The 16,280-nt window shown below is 39.6% G+C and carries 16 protein-coding genes; 12 read left to right on the plus strand and 4 right to left on the minus strand.

Features of this window, described 5'->3' with window-relative positions; all coding sequences use genetic code 11:
- The first annotated feature begins 136 nt into the window (after positions 1-136).
- From ACIFOD_RS11055 to ACIFOD_RS11080, 6 genes are all read left to right on the plus strand, one after another.
- Positions 137-481 carry an ArsR/SmtB family transcription factor gene (locus ACIFOD_RS11055; RefSeq protein WP_430314621.1) on the plus strand — a complete coding sequence of 115 codons (345 nt, stop codon included), beginning with the start codon at positions 137-139 and terminating at the stop codon, positions 479-481.
- 14 nt (positions 482-495) lie between these two features.
- Positions 496-1,794, plus strand: coding sequence for an arsenic transporter (locus ACIFOD_RS11060; RefSeq protein WP_430314622.1), 1,299 nt, complete (start codon positions 496-498; stop codon positions 1,792-1,794).
- Between the two features lie 28 nt (positions 1,795-1,822).
- Complete coding sequence (arsC, locus tag ACIFOD_RS11065; protein WP_428974025.1) at positions 1,823-2,242, plus strand: arsenate reductase (thioredoxin); 420 nt, start codon at positions 1,823-1,825, stop codon at positions 2,240-2,242.
- A gap of 135 nt (positions 2,243-2,377) precedes the next feature.
- Positions 2,378-2,740: an arsenite efflux transporter metallochaperone ArsD gene (gene arsD, locus ACIFOD_RS11070; protein WP_430314623.1), complete on the plus strand. Its 363-nt coding sequence runs from the start codon at positions 2,378-2,380 to the stop codon at positions 2,738-2,740.
- Positions 2,741-2,755: 15 nt separating this feature from the next.
- A complete protein-coding gene (gene arsA / locus ACIFOD_RS11075; RefSeq protein WP_430314625.1) occupies positions 2,756-4,528 on the plus strand; it encodes an arsenical pump-driving ATPase in 1,773 nt (590 codons plus the stop codon).
- An 86-nt stretch (positions 4,529-4,614) separates the two neighbouring features.
- Positions 4,615-4,890 carry an adhesin gene (locus ACIFOD_RS11080; protein WP_397551547.1) on the plus strand — a complete coding sequence of 92 codons (276 nt, stop codon included), beginning with the start codon at positions 4,615-4,617 and terminating at the stop codon, positions 4,888-4,890.
- 133 nt (positions 4,891-5,023) lie between these two features.
- On the opposite strand, the gene ACIFOD_RS11085 is transcribed toward ACIFOD_RS11080, so the two are convergent.
- A complete protein-coding gene (locus tag ACIFOD_RS11085; RefSeq protein WP_430314707.1) occupies positions 5,024-6,640 on the minus strand; it encodes a M4 family metallopeptidase in 1,617 nt (538 codons plus the stop codon).
- Positions 6,641-7,030: 390 nt separating this feature from the next.
- Positions 7,031-8,245, minus strand: a complete 1,215-nt coding sequence (locus ACIFOD_RS11090; protein WP_397551546.1) for a S8 family peptidase — start codon at positions 8,243-8,245, stop codon at positions 7,031-7,033.
- Positions 8,246-8,867: 622 nt separating this feature from the next.
- On the opposite strand from ACIFOD_RS11090, the gene ACIFOD_RS11095 reads away from it, so the two are divergent.
- Both ACIFOD_RS11095 and ACIFOD_RS11100 read left to right on the plus strand, forming a co-directional pair.
- On the plus strand, positions 8,868-10,259 hold the full coding sequence (locus ACIFOD_RS11095) for a PepSY-associated TM helix domain-containing protein (RefSeq protein WP_430314626.1): 1,392 nt from the start codon (positions 8,868-8,870) through the stop codon (positions 10,257-10,259).
- 20 nt (positions 10,260-10,279) lie between these two features.
- Positions 10,280-10,762: a FixH family protein gene (locus tag ACIFOD_RS11100; RefSeq protein WP_430314627.1), complete on the plus strand. Its 483-nt coding sequence runs from the start codon at positions 10,280-10,282 to the stop codon at positions 10,760-10,762.
- Between the two features lie 51 nt (positions 10,763-10,813).
- Here ACIFOD_RS11100 and ACIFOD_RS11105 read toward each other — a convergent pair whose 3' ends face one another.
- Positions 10,814-11,629 (minus strand): STAS domain-containing protein, encoded by an 816-nt coding sequence (locus ACIFOD_RS11105; protein ID WP_430314629.1) that lies wholly within the window; start codon positions 11,627-11,629, stop codon positions 10,814-10,816.
- A gap of 253 nt (positions 11,630-11,882) precedes the next feature.
- Here ACIFOD_RS11105 and ACIFOD_RS11110 point away from each other — a divergent pair, with 253 nt between their 5' ends.
- Positions 11,883-12,440, plus strand: a complete 558-nt coding sequence (locus ACIFOD_RS11110; protein WP_430314630.1) for a GNAT family N-acetyltransferase — start codon at positions 11,883-11,885, stop codon at positions 12,438-12,440.
- A gap of 251 nt (positions 12,441-12,691) precedes the next feature.
- Here ACIFOD_RS11110 and ACIFOD_RS11115 read toward each other — a convergent pair whose 3' ends face one another.
- Positions 12,692-13,237 (minus strand): GNAT family N-acetyltransferase, encoded by a 546-nt coding sequence (locus ACIFOD_RS11115; RefSeq protein WP_282137877.1) that lies wholly within the window; start codon positions 13,235-13,237, stop codon positions 12,692-12,694.
- A 307-nt stretch (positions 13,238-13,544) separates the two neighbouring features.
- Between ACIFOD_RS11115 and ACIFOD_RS11120 the strand changes: the two genes are divergently transcribed.
- The 3 genes from ACIFOD_RS11120 (at position 13,545) to rlmN (ending at position 15,863) form a co-directional block, all read left to right on the plus strand.
- Complete coding sequence (locus tag ACIFOD_RS11120) at positions 13,545-13,811, plus strand: CD3324 family protein (protein WP_430314631.1); 267 nt, start codon at positions 13,545-13,547, stop codon at positions 13,809-13,811.
- Positions 13,812-13,992: 181 nt separating this feature from the next.
- Positions 13,993-14,631, plus strand: a complete 639-nt coding sequence (locus ACIFOD_RS11125) for a FusB/FusC family EF-G-binding protein (protein ID WP_430314632.1) — start codon at positions 13,993-13,995, stop codon at positions 14,629-14,631.
- Positions 14,632-14,792: 161 nt separating this feature from the next.
- Entirely contained in the window at positions 14,793-15,863 is a 1,071-nt protein-coding gene (gene rlmN, locus ACIFOD_RS11130; RefSeq protein WP_044337210.1) for a 23S rRNA (adenine(2503)-C(2))-methyltransferase RlmN, read from the plus strand.
- The last annotated feature ends 417 nt before the right edge of the window (positions 15,864-16,280 follow it).

Consider the following 16,280-nt stretch of genomic DNA (forward strand, 5'->3'; position numbering starts at 1 on the left):
GTTGAAATAAGCATATAAGTATTTTATTATATAAGCAAGAGCTTATATGGGAGCCTTTAGAAAGGTTCTTATTTTTTCTTATTATATAAGTAAATAATAATATACTAATAATATAAGTGATTGAGGAGGTGTTTACATGCTTAAATCAAAAGTTGATATTGAAAGGGCGGCAACAATGTTAAAGCTTCTAGGGGATAAAACCCGTCTTACTATGGTGAAACTATTAGAATCCAATGACTGCTGTGTGTGTGAATTTGTCGAGATTTTCAAAATGAGTCAACCTGCAATCTCTCAGCATGTCCGTAAATTGAAAGATGCAGGACTTGTGAAGGAATTAAGAAGGGGACAATGGGTCTTTTACTCTCTTAACAAAGAAAGTGATGCGTATCGAATTGTTCAAAGCTTGATGGAACACTTGCCTAATCAGGATGATCGATTAACAGCATTAGAGAAGCAAGGATTACGCATTTCTTGTAATTAGGAGGAGGGTTTCCCGTGTTATCAGTAATTTTAGCTACCATGATTTTTGTGGCCACATTGGTCCTCGTGATTTGGCAGCCTAAAGGATTGTCCATTGGCTGGTCTGCTTGTGGAGGAGCAATCCTTGCCTTAATTGTAGGGGTTGTCGACTTCCAGGATGTTGTGGCTGTGACAGGAATAGTATGGAATGCGACTTTAGCATTCATTGCTATTATCATTATCTCTTTAATTCTGGATGAAATTGGATTCTTTGAATGGTCTGCTCTACATATGGCGAGAGCAGCAAAGGGGAATGGCGTTAAAATGTTTGTTTACGTCTCCCTATTAGGAGCGGTTGTCGCAGCGTTTTTTGCGAATGATGGAGCTGCGTTGATATTGACTCCAATTGTTTTGGCAATGGTGAGAAACTTGAATTTTGAAGAAAAAATGGTTTTTCCATTTATCATGGCAAGTGGATTCATTGCCGACACGACTTCTTTGCCCCTTGTCGTGAGTAACCTTGTGAATATCGTATCAGCCGATTTCTTTGATATCGGGTTTGTAGAATATGCATCAAGAATGATCATTCCAAACTTCTTCTCATTGTTTGCAAGCATACTTGTACTGTATCTGTTCTTTAGAAAAAGCATTCCAAAGAATTATAATGCCAGCCAGCTAAAGAAACCGGTTGAAGCGATTAAAGATCAGCGTATGTTTAAGCTATCCTGGATTGTGCTTGGTATCTTGCTTGTTGGTTACTTTATCAGTGAATCACTGCACATTCCTGTATCGATCATCGCAGGTATCGTGTCAATATTCTTCTTAATAATGGCTAGGAAAAGCTCAGCCGTCAATACGAAAACTGTCATTAAAGGTGCTCCATGGGCGATTGTATTCTTCTCGATTGGAATGTACGTGGTAGTGTATGGTTTGCGTAATGTAGGACTGACGAATGTGTTAACCGATGTTATCCAAGTTGCCGCTGATCAAGGGCTGTTCGTCGCTACGATTTCCATGGGATTCATTGCAGCGATATTGTCATCGGTCATGAACAATATGCCTACCGTTATGATAGATGCGATTGCGATAATGGATACGAACACTACAGGGGTTATTCGGGAGTCCCTTATTTATTCCAATGTCATTGGTTCTGATCTTGGTCCGAAAATCACCCCGATTGGTTCACTGGCAACCCTCTTATGGTTACACGTCTTATCATTAAAAGGCGTGAAAATCTCATGGGGTCAATATTTTAAAACAGGGATTATTTTAACCGTACCAACGTTACTCATTACCCTTATTGGTTTATATATCTGGTTAATGATCATATCTTAAAACATACAATAAAAGGAGCTCGACTAATATGTCTAAAAAAACACTATACTTCTTATGTACAGGTAACTCATGCCGCAGCCAAATGGCAGAAGGTTGGGCGAAGCATCATTTAGGAGAGGATTGGGATGTGAAAAGTGCAGGTATTGAAGCGCATGGATTAAATCCTAACGCCGTTAAAGCAATGAAAGAAGCGGGAATTGATATTTCAAACCAAACTTCTGACATAATCGATTCTGACATTTTAAACAACGCAGATTTAGTCGTTACTCTTTGTGGTGATGCAGCTGATAAATGCCCAATGACTCCTCCACATGTCAAGCGTGAGCACTGGGGCTTCGATGACCCGGCAAAAGCCGAAGGAACGGATGAAGAAAAATGGGCATTTTTCCAACGCGTACGTGATGAAATCAGCGATCGCATCAAAACATTCGCTGAAACTGGAAAGTAAACAGAAATAGAGGGACGGACCTCATTGTGAATTGTAAGTGTGAAGTAATGAACAATAGGTCCGTCCCTCCTTATAAAGCCGAGAGATTCTTCTCGGCTTTTTTCATACAAACTTAGTAAAGGGAGAGGGATTTTGATGGTTAAGGTTGAAATTTTTGATCCGGCAATGTGTTGTTCGACGGGGGTTTGTGGTCCCAGTATTGATCCTGAGCTTACTCGCGTAGCGAATGCTGTATATTCACTTGAAAAACGAGGGTTTGATATTAGCCGATACAATTTAGCGAATGATCCAGGGGCATTTGCTGACCATGAAGTGATCAACCGTATTTTACACGATGAAGGTCCGGATGCTTTACCTGTCACGCTTGTTGATGGGAAACAAGCCGCTGTTGGAAAATATCCTTCAAATGAAGAGTTTGCACAATGGTTTGAAGTACCGCCTGAGGAATTGAATGAGAAAAGAAAAGTACGACTGACATTGGATATTAATAAGAAATAAGAAAGTTGGGGTAGAATGTTCACATCGTTTCAATTTGAGGCTGTCCATCATACACCATTCCTCTTTTTTACAGGAAAAGGCGGAGTGGGGAAAACGTCTACGGCGAGTGCAACAGCCATTGCCCTTGCTGATGAAGGAAAAAGGGTGCTGATCGTCAGTACAGATCCAGCTTCCAATTTACAGGATGTATTAGAAACCGAACTTACCAATCAACCAAAACAAGTTCCAGGATTACCGACATTATCCGCTTGTAATCTTGACCCGGAGGAAGCAGCAGCTTCATACCGTGAAAAAGTTATTGGACCATATAGAGGGAAGCTCCCAGAATCTGTAGTAAGTAATATGGAGGAACAACTGTCTGGTGCTTGTACAGTTGAAATTGCCGCTTTTGATGAGTTCACAAGCTTGCTTTCAGACCCTGCCATAGTAAATAAGTTTGATCATATTGTATTTGATACGGCACCGACAGGTCATACACTCCGTTTACTGCAGCTTCCAACAGCTTGGACGGGATTCTTGGAAGAGAGTACACATGGAGCTTCTTGCTTGGGACCTCTTTCAGGGCTTGGAGACAAGAAGGATATGTATTCTTCCACTGTTAACGTTTTATCCGATAAGGAAAAAACAGCTCTTGTACTTGTTGCACGGCCGGATTCTTCATCGTTAATGGAAGCTGACCGGGCATCAACGGAACTCAAGGACATTGGAATAAAAAATCAAATGTTGATTGTAAATGGATTAATGGGTAAGCATCAATGGGATGATCCGATTGCATCGGCCTTTTACAGCCGTCAGCAAGAAGCATTACGTTCAATGCCGATTGCACTTAAGGAAATTCAAACTTATTCGCTACCTTATGTAGCGTATTCCTTAACGGGAACGAATTCTTTGAGGCAATTATTCTCTCATGTAGAGGTTAACCCGAATGCCGTAACTGTTGATGACGATGAATCAATTGAAATTCCCGGATTAAAAGATGTGATAGATGACTTCTCCAAGAATAACACCCGAGTCATTTTCACAATGGGAAAAGGTGGAGTGGGGAAAACCACTATTGCTTCTGCCATTGCTGTTGGATTGGTTGAAAGGGGACATAAGGTACATTTAACTACAACAGATCCTGCAGCCCACTTAACTCATATGTTTCAAGAAGAACGAGGGAAGGACGACTTAAGAATCAGCCGGATCGACCCGCAAGAAACGGTTGAGTCGTATAAAAAGTCTGTTCTTTCTAAAGCTGCAGAGGGTCTCGATGAAGAAGGATTGGCGTATCTGGAGGAAGATTTAAACTCCCCTTGTACCGAAGAAATAGCCATCTTTCAATCTTTTGCAGAGATAGTAGGGAAAGCGGATGAAGAAATAGTCGTGATCGATACTGCTCCAACGGGCCATACTCTGCTTTTACTGGATGCGACTGAATCTTATACGAAAGAAGTGTCGCGTTCAAAAGGAGAGGTGGAAGACCATTTGAAAAATCTTCTGCCACGTCTTCGTAATCCAAACGAAACGAGCGTAGTGATAGTGACATTACCTGAAGCTACCCCTGTTTTCGAAGCGAAACGACTTCAGGAAGATTTGCATCGAGCGGAGATTCACCCAAAGTGGTGGATCATCAATCAAAGCCTATCTGCAACGGACACAACAGATCCCGTGTTAAGAGGCAGGTCTGTCTCAGAGCGGGAATGGATACAAAAAGTGCATAAAGACTATGCAAACAAGACAGCACTCATTCCATGGATGAGTGAAGAAAAGATAGGGTACAAAAAACTGATGGACTTCTCTAAGTAAAGGTGGATAACAACAAAAATATATTAAAAGGACTATATTCAAACAATTGAGGGACGGACCTCAAAAAGAAATGGGGATTGTATACAATGAATATTACGAATGAAGCAAAAGAAGTACTGTTGAATGCAATGGAAGAGAACAAATCGGAAGGTATCAGATTCTTTCTTAATCAAGGTGGATGCTGTGGGCCACAAATTGGCGTTTCTTTAGATTCAGCTCAAGCAACAGATAAAGTGGAAGAAATTAATGGGGTTTCGGTTGCCTTTGATACGAATGTGATTTCTTTGACTGATGATATCACATTAGATGTCCAAGATGGGGGATTAGTATTAGTGGGTGTTCCGGATAGCGGATGCTGTTAAGGTATCCTGAATAGAAGAAGCCTGTTCTGGGTACTTATTGTACTTAGAAACAGGCTTTTTTTAATAAAGAATGAAGATATTCCAATGAAGAAAACCAGCAAGGAACCTAATCCCTGCGGGTCTCGCAAACTCTTTAATTTATTCCAACCGCATCAAATGATAGCTTCACAGCATTGACTTCGGCTGAAGTGCTGCCATATAAATCGGTTGCAGACTGGACGGCTGCAGCTCTTGCCTGACTGAAGGTTGAGGAAGCTGTCAGATATACTGTATTCATACGGTAATAAATATCCCCAAGCTTTTCACGGCCGATTCCGGGAACGGTTATTCCAAAATGATTACCACCTTCACTTAAAAGGTAAGCCTGCTTGTTGATGATTCCACTGTTTGTATGAACACCGCCATTATCTCCTGTACCAGTATAACGTTTAGAGTAGTGGTCAGGGTCACCGTATTTAGCAGGGTTGCTCATGGAGCGGAGGGCATCACCGGATGTGCCAGGTGTATAAATATCTTCTCCAATCTCGAAATCTGGATTCGATCCATTCTCGTATTCTACCAATGTCCCAAAAATATCTGAAATCGCTTCATTTAAGGCTCCCGATTCATTCTGATACACAAGGTCAGAAGTAAAGTCTGTCACCGCATGAGTTAATTCATGGGCAACAACGTCAATGCCGCCTGAAAGTGGGGCAAACGTCGTGCCATCCCCGTCACCATACACCATTTGAGATCCATTCCAGAAGGCGTTATTGTAGCCGCTGCTGTAATGAACAGAAGACACCAGGCGAGCGCCTTGATTATCATAAGAATTCCTATTGTAGTTATCCTTATAGAAGTCATACGTGACACCTGCGAAATAATGAGCATCAACTGCAGGAGCATCGTATGCAGCATTAAGTACATTATCGCTATCTGACCACAATGTGCCCGGTAAGAAAAATTGAGGGAAGAAGGTACGGTTGTTCATGTTGTATGTATACACACCATTACCCCGGGTATTATCCTGCAAATAGTATTTTCCACTTGAAAGGGTTGTGTTCAACGGTTTAGAGTCACCTAATACGCCTTTACCGGTTCCTACTTGATTCGTTCCTGTGACTTCATGCATGTCATTGTATTTATTCAAAATCTCTCCGGTTTTCGCATCGATAAAATAGTTCCAGTTACCAGGAGATGGTACTAAATAATTCAGGTTCACAAAATAGGCAAAGGAAGCAGAATCACCATCTGTATAGACGACTAATTCCGGTTTAGACTCTTTTTCTAATTTTGGATCAATTCCGAGATCTTTCTTTGCGATCTTTAAGGCTTTTTTCGCGTTCACTTTCTTATTTGGTGAGGTTATCTTTTGATCCAAGTCAGCTACGACAGTACCGGAAAAAGCTTGAAGTGTGCCATCTTCCTTTACAACTGCTGACTGTGTAGAACCCCAAACAGGTACTCCATGGTAGGTTTGCTGAATGCGAACGACTCTATTTCCAAGTTCATCTTTTTCAACAGACAGCACCTTGAACTGCTCATCCGATTTCTTTTCAGAAAGCTTGAATTTCGCCTTGTTCTTTTCTAAAAAAGATAGAACGATTGTCTCGGCCTTTTTCCCGGATGGAGCAGATAATAGTCCGGAAACAAATTCCGGTGTTCCTTCTTTTTTATTCATTTGAAAGAGAGCGTTGTCGGATGGTGCAGCTAAACTCCCCGTAGCCATCATTCCTGACAGCAAGCCAATGGATAACCCCACGCTAATCATTTTATTCTTTTTCAAATCAATTCCTCCTATTTTTCTAAAAGTTCTGTCAAAAATAGATTATCATAGAAAAAAAGAAGAAGGTATTGAGAAAATGCAGGACTTTTTGAGGGTATAGAGGGGGCCATTAATGGTAGTATTCAGGAAAATTTTCATGAAAACGAATCTTTTTAATAGATATAAAACTTTTGTTGGAATTTGTTATTTTTTTCTAGTGTTAATATAGGTTGGGTGGGCTAAAAAGGTGAGGGGTTCGTTCGGGACAGCCAGTGATTATGAAACTAGGTAACTATCAAATCTCGAAGCATTTGGCTTTCTAATTATGTTGGGGAAGTAGATTCAATTATTATAAAAAACCCCTCAACCAATGGGTTAAGGGGTACTTACTAATTATTAGTATCTTACAGCATCGTAAGAGTTAATTCTTCCATGTTGGAAGTAAGAGCCTGTACCACTGATAGGATCAGCTGTTTGTTCGATTGCTTGACGAATTTGAACATTGTTTCGTCCTTGCCCTGCAAGTAATCCTGCTAAACCTGCAACGTGAGGGGAAGCCATTGATGTACCTGACATGTATGAGTAGCCATTGTTAGGTACGGTAGAAGCTATGTCAACTCCTGGAGCGGTTACATCCACCCATGTTCCATAGTTTGAGAAAGAAGCTTTACGGTCTCTGGAATCAACTGCTCCTACGGCAATCGCGTTAGGATAAGAAGCTGGTTCAAACGTTGTTGATACTCCGTCATTTCCAGCAGCGGCAATGACGACAGATCCTTTATTCCACGCATAATCAACTGCATTTTTTAAAGTTGTGGTATTACAGTCGCAACCAAGAGAAAGATTTAGAACTTCAGCGCCTTGATCTGCAGCGTAGCGAATACCTGCCGCGATATCATCAAGTGATCCACTTCCGTTGGCATCTAATACACGAACGGCAAGAATCTTTGTATTCGGAGCCATACCAGCAACCCCGGTTCCATTGTTCGTTTCAGCCGCAGCCGTACCTGCCACATGTGTACCATGTCCATTTAAATCCATTGGATAATAATCATTGTCGACGAAATCATATCCACGAATCGTTTTGCCGTCTAAGTCAGGGTGGTTATAATCTACACCTGTATCGAGAACGGCGATTTCCTGACCGCTGCTTCCGCGTGCAAGATCCCATGCACTAGGTGTATACGTGTTTTGAGGACCATATTGGTATCCTTGGTAGTAATAATCATTTGGGGTCCAGGTGGCTGAGAAGGTATAGTTCGGTTCTACGTATTCCACATTCGGGTTTTTGCTTAATGCTTTTACGGTTGCTTCTACATTTCCTACTTTTAACACTTCGAAGGGCTTCTTCTTATTAGCTTTTTCCTTTACTGCAGAAGCATTGACTTTTTTGAGGGTGTTTCCTTTTTCAGACTCTGCCACACCGTCTTTAAATTTTACAATAACTTCACCTTTTACATAGCTGCCTTTTTCGAGGCTTTTACTGACAACTGTCTTTTTCGGGGCTTTCTCAAGAGGGTTTTGATCTTGTGCAAAGGCACTTCCTCCGAAACTAGGTACGAGAGCAAGCGATGCAGCTAAAGATAAAGCAGCAATTTTTTTAAACTTCATAATAGCATTCCTCCGTTTTTCTTTTTTTTGGCTCAACGACAAATGAATTGAGTAGTAAATCGTTTGCTTGTGGAATGACCCCCTCTTATGAATATTCACAAGAATAATAGAGATTGTGTATGGGAAACTATGTATATGATTCTTGCTAACTAGGATTCTAGCAGACCCTTAAGAAAAAAAGAATAGGGCAAGAATTAAGGATTTGTAAATATAAGGAATAAAAATCCGGCCAGTTACAAAAATCACCGAGAATCACGAAAACTTTCCTCAAAACTCCCTCAAAAACAAAAATGACCATAGGAAAACAGTCACGCATTTTCCCAACATCATTTTTAAAATAATGAGGTCCGTCCCTCCAGTTTCGGTGAGTATAGTAGGGTGATTTCAGGCTGGAATTCTATAATTAGCAAGATTAGGAAGAGGGAATTAGAGGTCCGTCCCTTTATGTAATAACATTCAATTAAAAAAATACAGCGGTTTCATTTTTATTTCACAACTCCATAGTACATTTAATAATGGCTAATAAGTCAGTTCACGAAAGATAAAAAAACGAAATTCATTGATCTGAACTTATTAAGATTACGTATTCCTTTTACAAGTCAATCAATAAAGGAGATTAGAGATGGAAACAGCAAAGAAATTAAAATCTGCCCCAAAGCCAACAAAGAAACAAGAAAGAGCTGCGCTATACCAAACTGTATGGAGATGGCATTTCTATGCAGGAGTCATTTTTGCCCCGTTTTTAGTTATTTTAGCACTGAGTGGTGCAGTGTATTTATTTAAGCCACAAATTGAATCCGTCCTGTATAAAGATGTTTATTTTGTACAGGAAGAAGGCACTTCTATGAGCAGTCCTTCTGCACAAATGGCAAAGGTCAAGGAGGAAGCCCCTGATCAAATCGTCACCTCGATGAAAGTGTATGATGACCCCTCTCGAACAACGGAATTCAGTGTAATGAATAATGGTGAGATGTCTTCGGTGTATGTCGATCCTTATACAGGAGATGTCGCCGGGTCAATAAAAAAAGATGAGAAATTTACAGAAATCTTTAAAAAGCTACATAGTGAATTGATCGTTGGCGGTACGGTAGCCAATCGATTAGTAGAGCTTGCTGCATGTTGGGCTGTTATTTTACTGATAACAGGTCTGTATGTATGGTGGCCGAGAAACAAAGCATCGATTTGGGGTACAGTCTTACCAAGGTTTAGACAAAAAGGCAGGACATTCTGGAGAGATATGCATGCAGTGCCCGCGTTTTGGTTATCCATATCCATTTTGATCCTCATCCTGACAGGCCTGCCGTGGTCCGGCGTGATAGGGGAGCAAATCAACCGACTGGCTACTTCGACCAATACTGGATATCCGCCATATGCTACTAGTTTTGGAGAAAAGCCTCAATCGGTAGTAAGAGCGAAAGATGTGGCTGAGGATATACCTTGGGCATCGGAAAACATGGCAGTACCTTCTTCTACTACAGGGGGATATGTTCCATTATCTTTAGAAGATGCTACGTCTATAGCAAAGAATGAAAACATAGAAAAACCGTATACGATTTCTATGCCACAAGGGGAGAAGGGTGTATACACCATCGCTACTTCTCATTCAAAACCCTGGGATAACGCTACTCTCCATGTGGATAAATACTCAGGTTCCATCTTAAGTGATGTACGCTTCAGTGAATATGGCATTATGGCTAAAGCCATCACAATGGGGATTGCCTTACATGAAGGCCGCTTATTTGGACTGGCAAACCAAATCATAGGTCTTATCATCTGTATTGGGTTGATCGGAATGGTAGTAAGCTCACTCATCCTTTGGAGAAAACGCAAACCAGAAGGTAAATCGGGTGCGCCAACTAAGTCTAAAGATAAAAAAATGACAAGAGCGGTCTTTATCATCATGCTGGTGATGGGTGTCATCATGCCACTCGTTGGTATATCCATAATTATTGTGTTTTTACTGGATCGTTTTGTTTTTCCACATATCAAACCAATAAAGACCTGGTTAAATTAAGAATTAGGGGATTGTTTATAATGAAGAAACTTATAACAGCTTTAGGAATCGGATTATTAATAGGAGTGTTATCAGCTTGTACTGACAATTCCACCTCTTCTGAAAGTGAATCAGAAATATCTCAGTTAGTGGAAGTGGATATCACTTTACCAGAAAAAATATCACCTAATGAGGAAAGTAACTTAAAGGTTAAAGTAACCCAAGCAGGTGAAAGTGTAGAAGATGCTGATGATATACAGTTTGAAGTATGGAAAATGAACGGCAAAGAGGAAAGTGAAATGATTAAGGCCACCCATGAGAAAGATGGGGTATATAGTATTAGAAAGACATTCAAAGAAGCCGGAATATATTATGTTCAAACCCATGTAACGGCACGTGACATGCATGTGATGCCGAAGAAGCAATTTCTAGTTGGTAACATTTCTAAAGAAGAGATGGAGAAAATCAAACAAATGGAGGCGGAAAGTGACCAGGAGGGTGAGAGCGGAGGGCATCATCACTAATAAGGAAAAGGACTTCAGTTAATGAAGTCCTTTTCCTAATGCTATATCACCTTAATGATTTTCTACTGCTTTATTTAATGATTGATAGATTTTCATACTTGAAATGTTTATACCCATCTGGACAAATTCGATACTCATTTCTGGGCGCATTCCTGATAAAATCGGTTCGATACCCAATAATTTAAGGCTATCAATCAGTTTCATGATTCCTTGTTGGAACAATGGATTCACTTCATACACACCGGAAAGGTCGATGATTAATTTATGAATGGATAGCTTTTTGCACTCAAGAAGGACATGCTCTGCCATCATTTCTCCACGTGCTTCATCCACTTGTCCAATGAGAGGCAATACAGCTAAGTCGGAGAAGATGGGAACGACTGGAGTAGATAAGGACAAATACTTTTCTTCAGAAATTTTCAGCTGTTCTTCTGCAAACTCACTATATGCTTCACAAAAAGCAGAAATCATAGTCGTGAAGGTGTGATCGATATCATTTGTGATTTGCAGCAGGATTTCTTTAGATAATAATGCTTCATTATGCAAAACGATATCTTCTAATATAACTTTTTTATATAAAGAGGATTTACTTATGGACATATGCAAAGGGACTCCTTGGCCTGAAGCAAGTCTTCCAACTTCTTTTCCCCACTGACTTGTTTTGTCTAAGTTATTTTCTCCCCTTAGCAAGCCTTCACCTATAAGTTCGATTAGCTGCTCAAAATAAGGAAGGCTTTCAGTTCTATTTGCTTCCACGTAAAGTGTTGGATAAGCTGCTAAAAGATTTGAGAAAATGTTATTGGCGATTTCCTGCTTTCTCTCAATCAATTGATCTCCAATAGATGTAGTGATTGTTTGGTGAGTCATTTTTCTCCTCCAGATGTATGTTTTTCCTTTATTATAAAGTATTATTAATTTTTAGTATAGGCTGGAAAGACTAGAATAATAGTATACCAGGTATATTGACATTAAGATGTCATTACCTTATAATTTCATTAATTTAAAATTTTTCCAATTAGACGATGAAGAGAAAATCATAATGAAGAAAAATCAACTCTCGTCCTCAAGAATGATTTCTTGAGAATGAGAGTTTTTTATTTTGATAAAAGGAGTGTTTTGTATGAACCCTGTATTACTTGAAGTTCCAACAGTGTTAGAAACGGAAAGATTAGTGCTAAGAATGCCTCAGCCAGGTGATGGCAGATCAGTGAATGCAGCCATTAAGGCTTCTCTATCTGAATTAAAACCGTGGTTAGGATTTGCACAAAATGACCCTTCAGTAGAAGATACTGAAACGAACACCCGTGAGGCTCACGCAAAATTCCTGACAAGGGAAAGTTTGAGGTACCTCATCTTCCGAAAAGATACAAATGAATTCGTCGGTTCAACAGGCTTTCACAACATTGATTGGAGTGTTCCGAAATTCGAAATCGGTTATTGGATTGATACCAGAATGAGTGGGCATGGTTACATGGTGGAAGCTGTTGGGAAATTGACCGATTTTGCCTTAACTGAATTAAAAGGAAAAAGAGTGGAAATCAGGTGTGAATCCACAAATGGGAGGAGCAGGGCGATTCCTGAAAAGCTTGGCTATGTGCTGGAAGGAGTTTTGCGCAATGAGGATCTTTCGGTTGATGGAGAGCGGTTAACGGATACGTGTGTGTATGGAAAATATTAATAGATGAAGCATGGTCTTAATTAAGACCATGCTTCATCTATTAACCGTCATTGTATTGACTGCTTATTTTTAAGCAGATTCTTATGGTTTCGAAAAAATTTTTCTTTCGAATGAATTTACATATTTCAGAAAAAAACATAGGGAACATTGCACCGGCAAAGGAGGAAGTGAAACCGCCTCGTTTACATATAGCAATTTTTAAAAGAGGAGGCGTTTCTAAAATGAAAACTGCCTATGTAATGAGTGACTCCTTAAGACATAGCCCAATCTTTTCTCAACAAACTATACGTTACAAGGTCTTCATAATGATCATATAACCATTGACCATCCCGCGTGATACCTTCCTTGTCAAATCCCAAACGTTCCGGGATGCCAATGCTTTTCTTATTGTTGATGGCACATTGGATTTCTACCCTGTTGAGGCCCATTTCACTAAATAGATAGTTTAATAGAGCGGAAACGGCTCGTGTAATGATCCCTTTTCCTTCTGCTTCTTCCGAAAGTAGGTATCCAATACTGGTGCTCTTGCTTTTCCAATCAATATAATGCAGCCCGATCATACCGACTAATTTCCCTTGATAGCGTATTCCGGCATCGAATCCGTTGTTATCCGCATAATTCCGTATCCAGATGGGTATGATCGACTCTAAATCCTGTGGGGACTTCCGTTTATCGACCCAAAGAAGCCACTGGCGAAGATGATCCCGGTTGGAATCAATCAGTTCGTATAATTCCTCTTTGTGGTGCTGCTGAAATAGCTCGATCGAGATTTCTTGATCTACTTTGAAAGAAAACATGGGAACATCTCCTTTAAGATATTTAGAAGATTATACCATGTGTTGCTTCTTATTAGGCTTTTTATCATAATGTGATTCAACCGAATTTATTTTATAATAGAAGAACGAACAACAACTTAAAGGAGGTGGTGACATGGTAATGAAAACAAACTTACCAGAGTCCAAAGCGTCTCATGCAAAGCCTATTATTAGAAAGGCGATACTTTGCATGGGGGGACGCTGACTGATCGCCCTTAAAGTTCATTTCTAGTAAGTCGGCTTTGCACCTTATTTACTTTATTAATCAGAAAATAAGGGGCTGACTGAAATGAAATATGTGAAAGCTGAGAGTGTTTTACCACCATCGCTTCTTGTTGAAGTCCAGAAATATGTACAGGGGGAAACTCTTTATATTCCTAAACCTAAGGTGAAATACCGAAAATGGGGTAGCCGTTCTGGAAGTAGAAAAAAAATTGATGAACGAAATGTTGAGATCAATGAGGCTTTTTTGAATGGAAAGACGATTCAAGAATTAGCCGAACATTATTATCTTTCAACGGAAACAATTAAGAAAATAGTGTATAGAAAGCGCTGATGATTATGTCAGTGCTTTTTATTTTGTATAGATTGATTCTGAACCAAACTCTACATATATTTTTGACATGTACCGGTATATAGTAAAAATAGGGTTGCACGGAATAACTGTGCTCCTTGACTCATCTTGAAAACCCCATTTAAGATGATGATTATGACAAATGTTTTTAGGAGCGATTAACATGGAACCATTTATTCGAAATGATCAATATAATTTCATAACGTATCAGACTCAAGTGCTGATCAATGGATATTCAACAGTGAATGATCTAGGTGTCCTTCAAGCCTTGAAAGGACTAGTGAAAGATAAGGTGACAAATTTGTTCGATGGACTGTCTCAAGCTCAACTGAACATACTTGATCCAATCGGGAATATCAGGGGTTCTGACCAGGCGGAAGATTATTTAATTGGATTAAAACCTTATGTAATTCCATTTCCAACTGTTTCTGAAGCCTCATTGAAAAAATTATTCCCCAAAGTGAAAAAACTAAAGTCACCTGATTGGGGAAATATCGATTTCAGGGATATCTCCTATTTAGGCTGGAATGATTACGGGCAGGAGCGAAAATATATTGTGGCTATGCATGAGGGTAAATTGAAAGGATTTAAGGGTACCTTCAAAAGCAGCAGCAAGAAGGGGATTTGCACGATTTGCAATACCTTTGGAAGCATCGGATTTTACATGTCTGAATCGAAAACTTCATCTCAAGGAACCTTTGTGAAGAAAGGGAATTACGTCTGCCAGGATAGTCATGAGTGTAATGAAAAGCTTAAAGACAAAGAGAAATTGGATGATTTTATTCAGAGAATCAATCATTAGTAGGGTGCGCCGAGCAAGTGTCTCGGCGTATTATTATTGTATTTATACTAAATTACGGAATTCCAATTCTTCTCAACACTTATAAATCCCTTGAAACATTGCCATACTTTAAGTAGTATAGATAAGTAGAAAATTGTAGAGTTTTGAAATGAGGGTTTTAAATGGAAAAGAAATCCATATACGGATTAACATTAGATCAACTGACAACATGGCTGGTCGAGCACGGTCAAAAGAAATTCCGTGCGGCTCAGGTGTGGGATTGGTTATATAAAAAGAGAGTGACAAACTTTGCGGATATGAAGAATCTAAACGCTGACTGTGTACAGTTGCTGGACGATCACTTCTATCTCCATACACTCACTCAAGAGGTTAAACAGGAATCTAAGGACGGCACAATCAAATTCTTGTTCAAGCTTGAGGATGGTAACCTGATAGAGACGGTTCTTATGCGTTTTAATTACGGACTGAGTGTGTGTGTGACGACTCAGGTCGGATGCAACATCGGGTGTACATTCTGTGCGAGTGGACTACTCAAGAAAAACCGGGACCTATCAAGCGGTGAAATTGTCGAACAAATCATGAATGTCCAACATCATTTGGATGAAGCAGGAAATGGAGAACGAGTCAGTCATATCGTCGTAATGGGAATTGGTGAACCATTCGATAACTACGATAACATGATGGACTTTTTCCGAGTAGTGAATGACCAAAAAGGTCTTTCAATCGGTGCTCGTCACATCACTGTATCAACAAGTGGCCTGGCAGATAAGATTTACAAATTTGCCGACGAAAACATTCAAATCAACCTGGCAGTTTCCTTGCACGCACCAAACAACGAATTGCGTACGAAGATCATGAAGATCAACCGCGCGTATCCTTTAGAGAAGTTAATGCCGGCCATTGATTACTATTTAGAAAAAACCAATCGACGAATCACCTTTGAGTATATTTTATTGAGCGATGTGAACGATCATAAAGAAGAGGCTATACAGCTAGCCAAGTTGTTAAAGAACAAGCGTCATCTTTCTTATGTGAACCTGATTCCTTATAATCCAGTTGACGAACACAACCAATATCAAAGAAGTACGAAAGAAGCGATTGTTGAATTCTACGGTACATTACTTGAACATGGAATCAACTGTGGAGTCCGTGTGGAACAAGGGACGGACATTGATGCCGCTTGCGGTCAATTGAGAAGTAAACAGATTAAAAAAGATAAAGTGAAATCTTAATACTTTATATTTAGCACATGAATTCCTGTATGGGATTTGTGTGTTTTTTTTGTGATTGTTGAGACTGAATATGAGATTGGATTCCATATTTTGTTAAAATACGCAATTAACCATTATTTTGGCGCAATTCCACTGGATCATGACGCAATTCCAATTTAACAGACGCAATAAAATGAATTTTGCCGCAATTAAGAAAGAAAACGACGCAATTCTCCTATCGAACGACTTTAATATTTATGAATGCCAGTACGAAAAGCCATATTTGGTAACAACATCTCATGATCACATAAGATTTGAGTCGTTTTATCCAATAAGGAGCGAAGAAACAATATTTTATTAAAAGTATGCTACTTTTCCTGGAATAAATTCAATATTTGTTGAATTTATCGTTCTATAATTATAGAATATATGTAAGGG

It is taken from the genome of Rossellomorea sp. NRS-1567, from assembly GCF_050467885.1.
Lineage (GTDB): Bacteria > Bacillota > Bacilli > Bacillales > Bacillaceae_B > Rossellomorea > Rossellomorea aquimaris_C.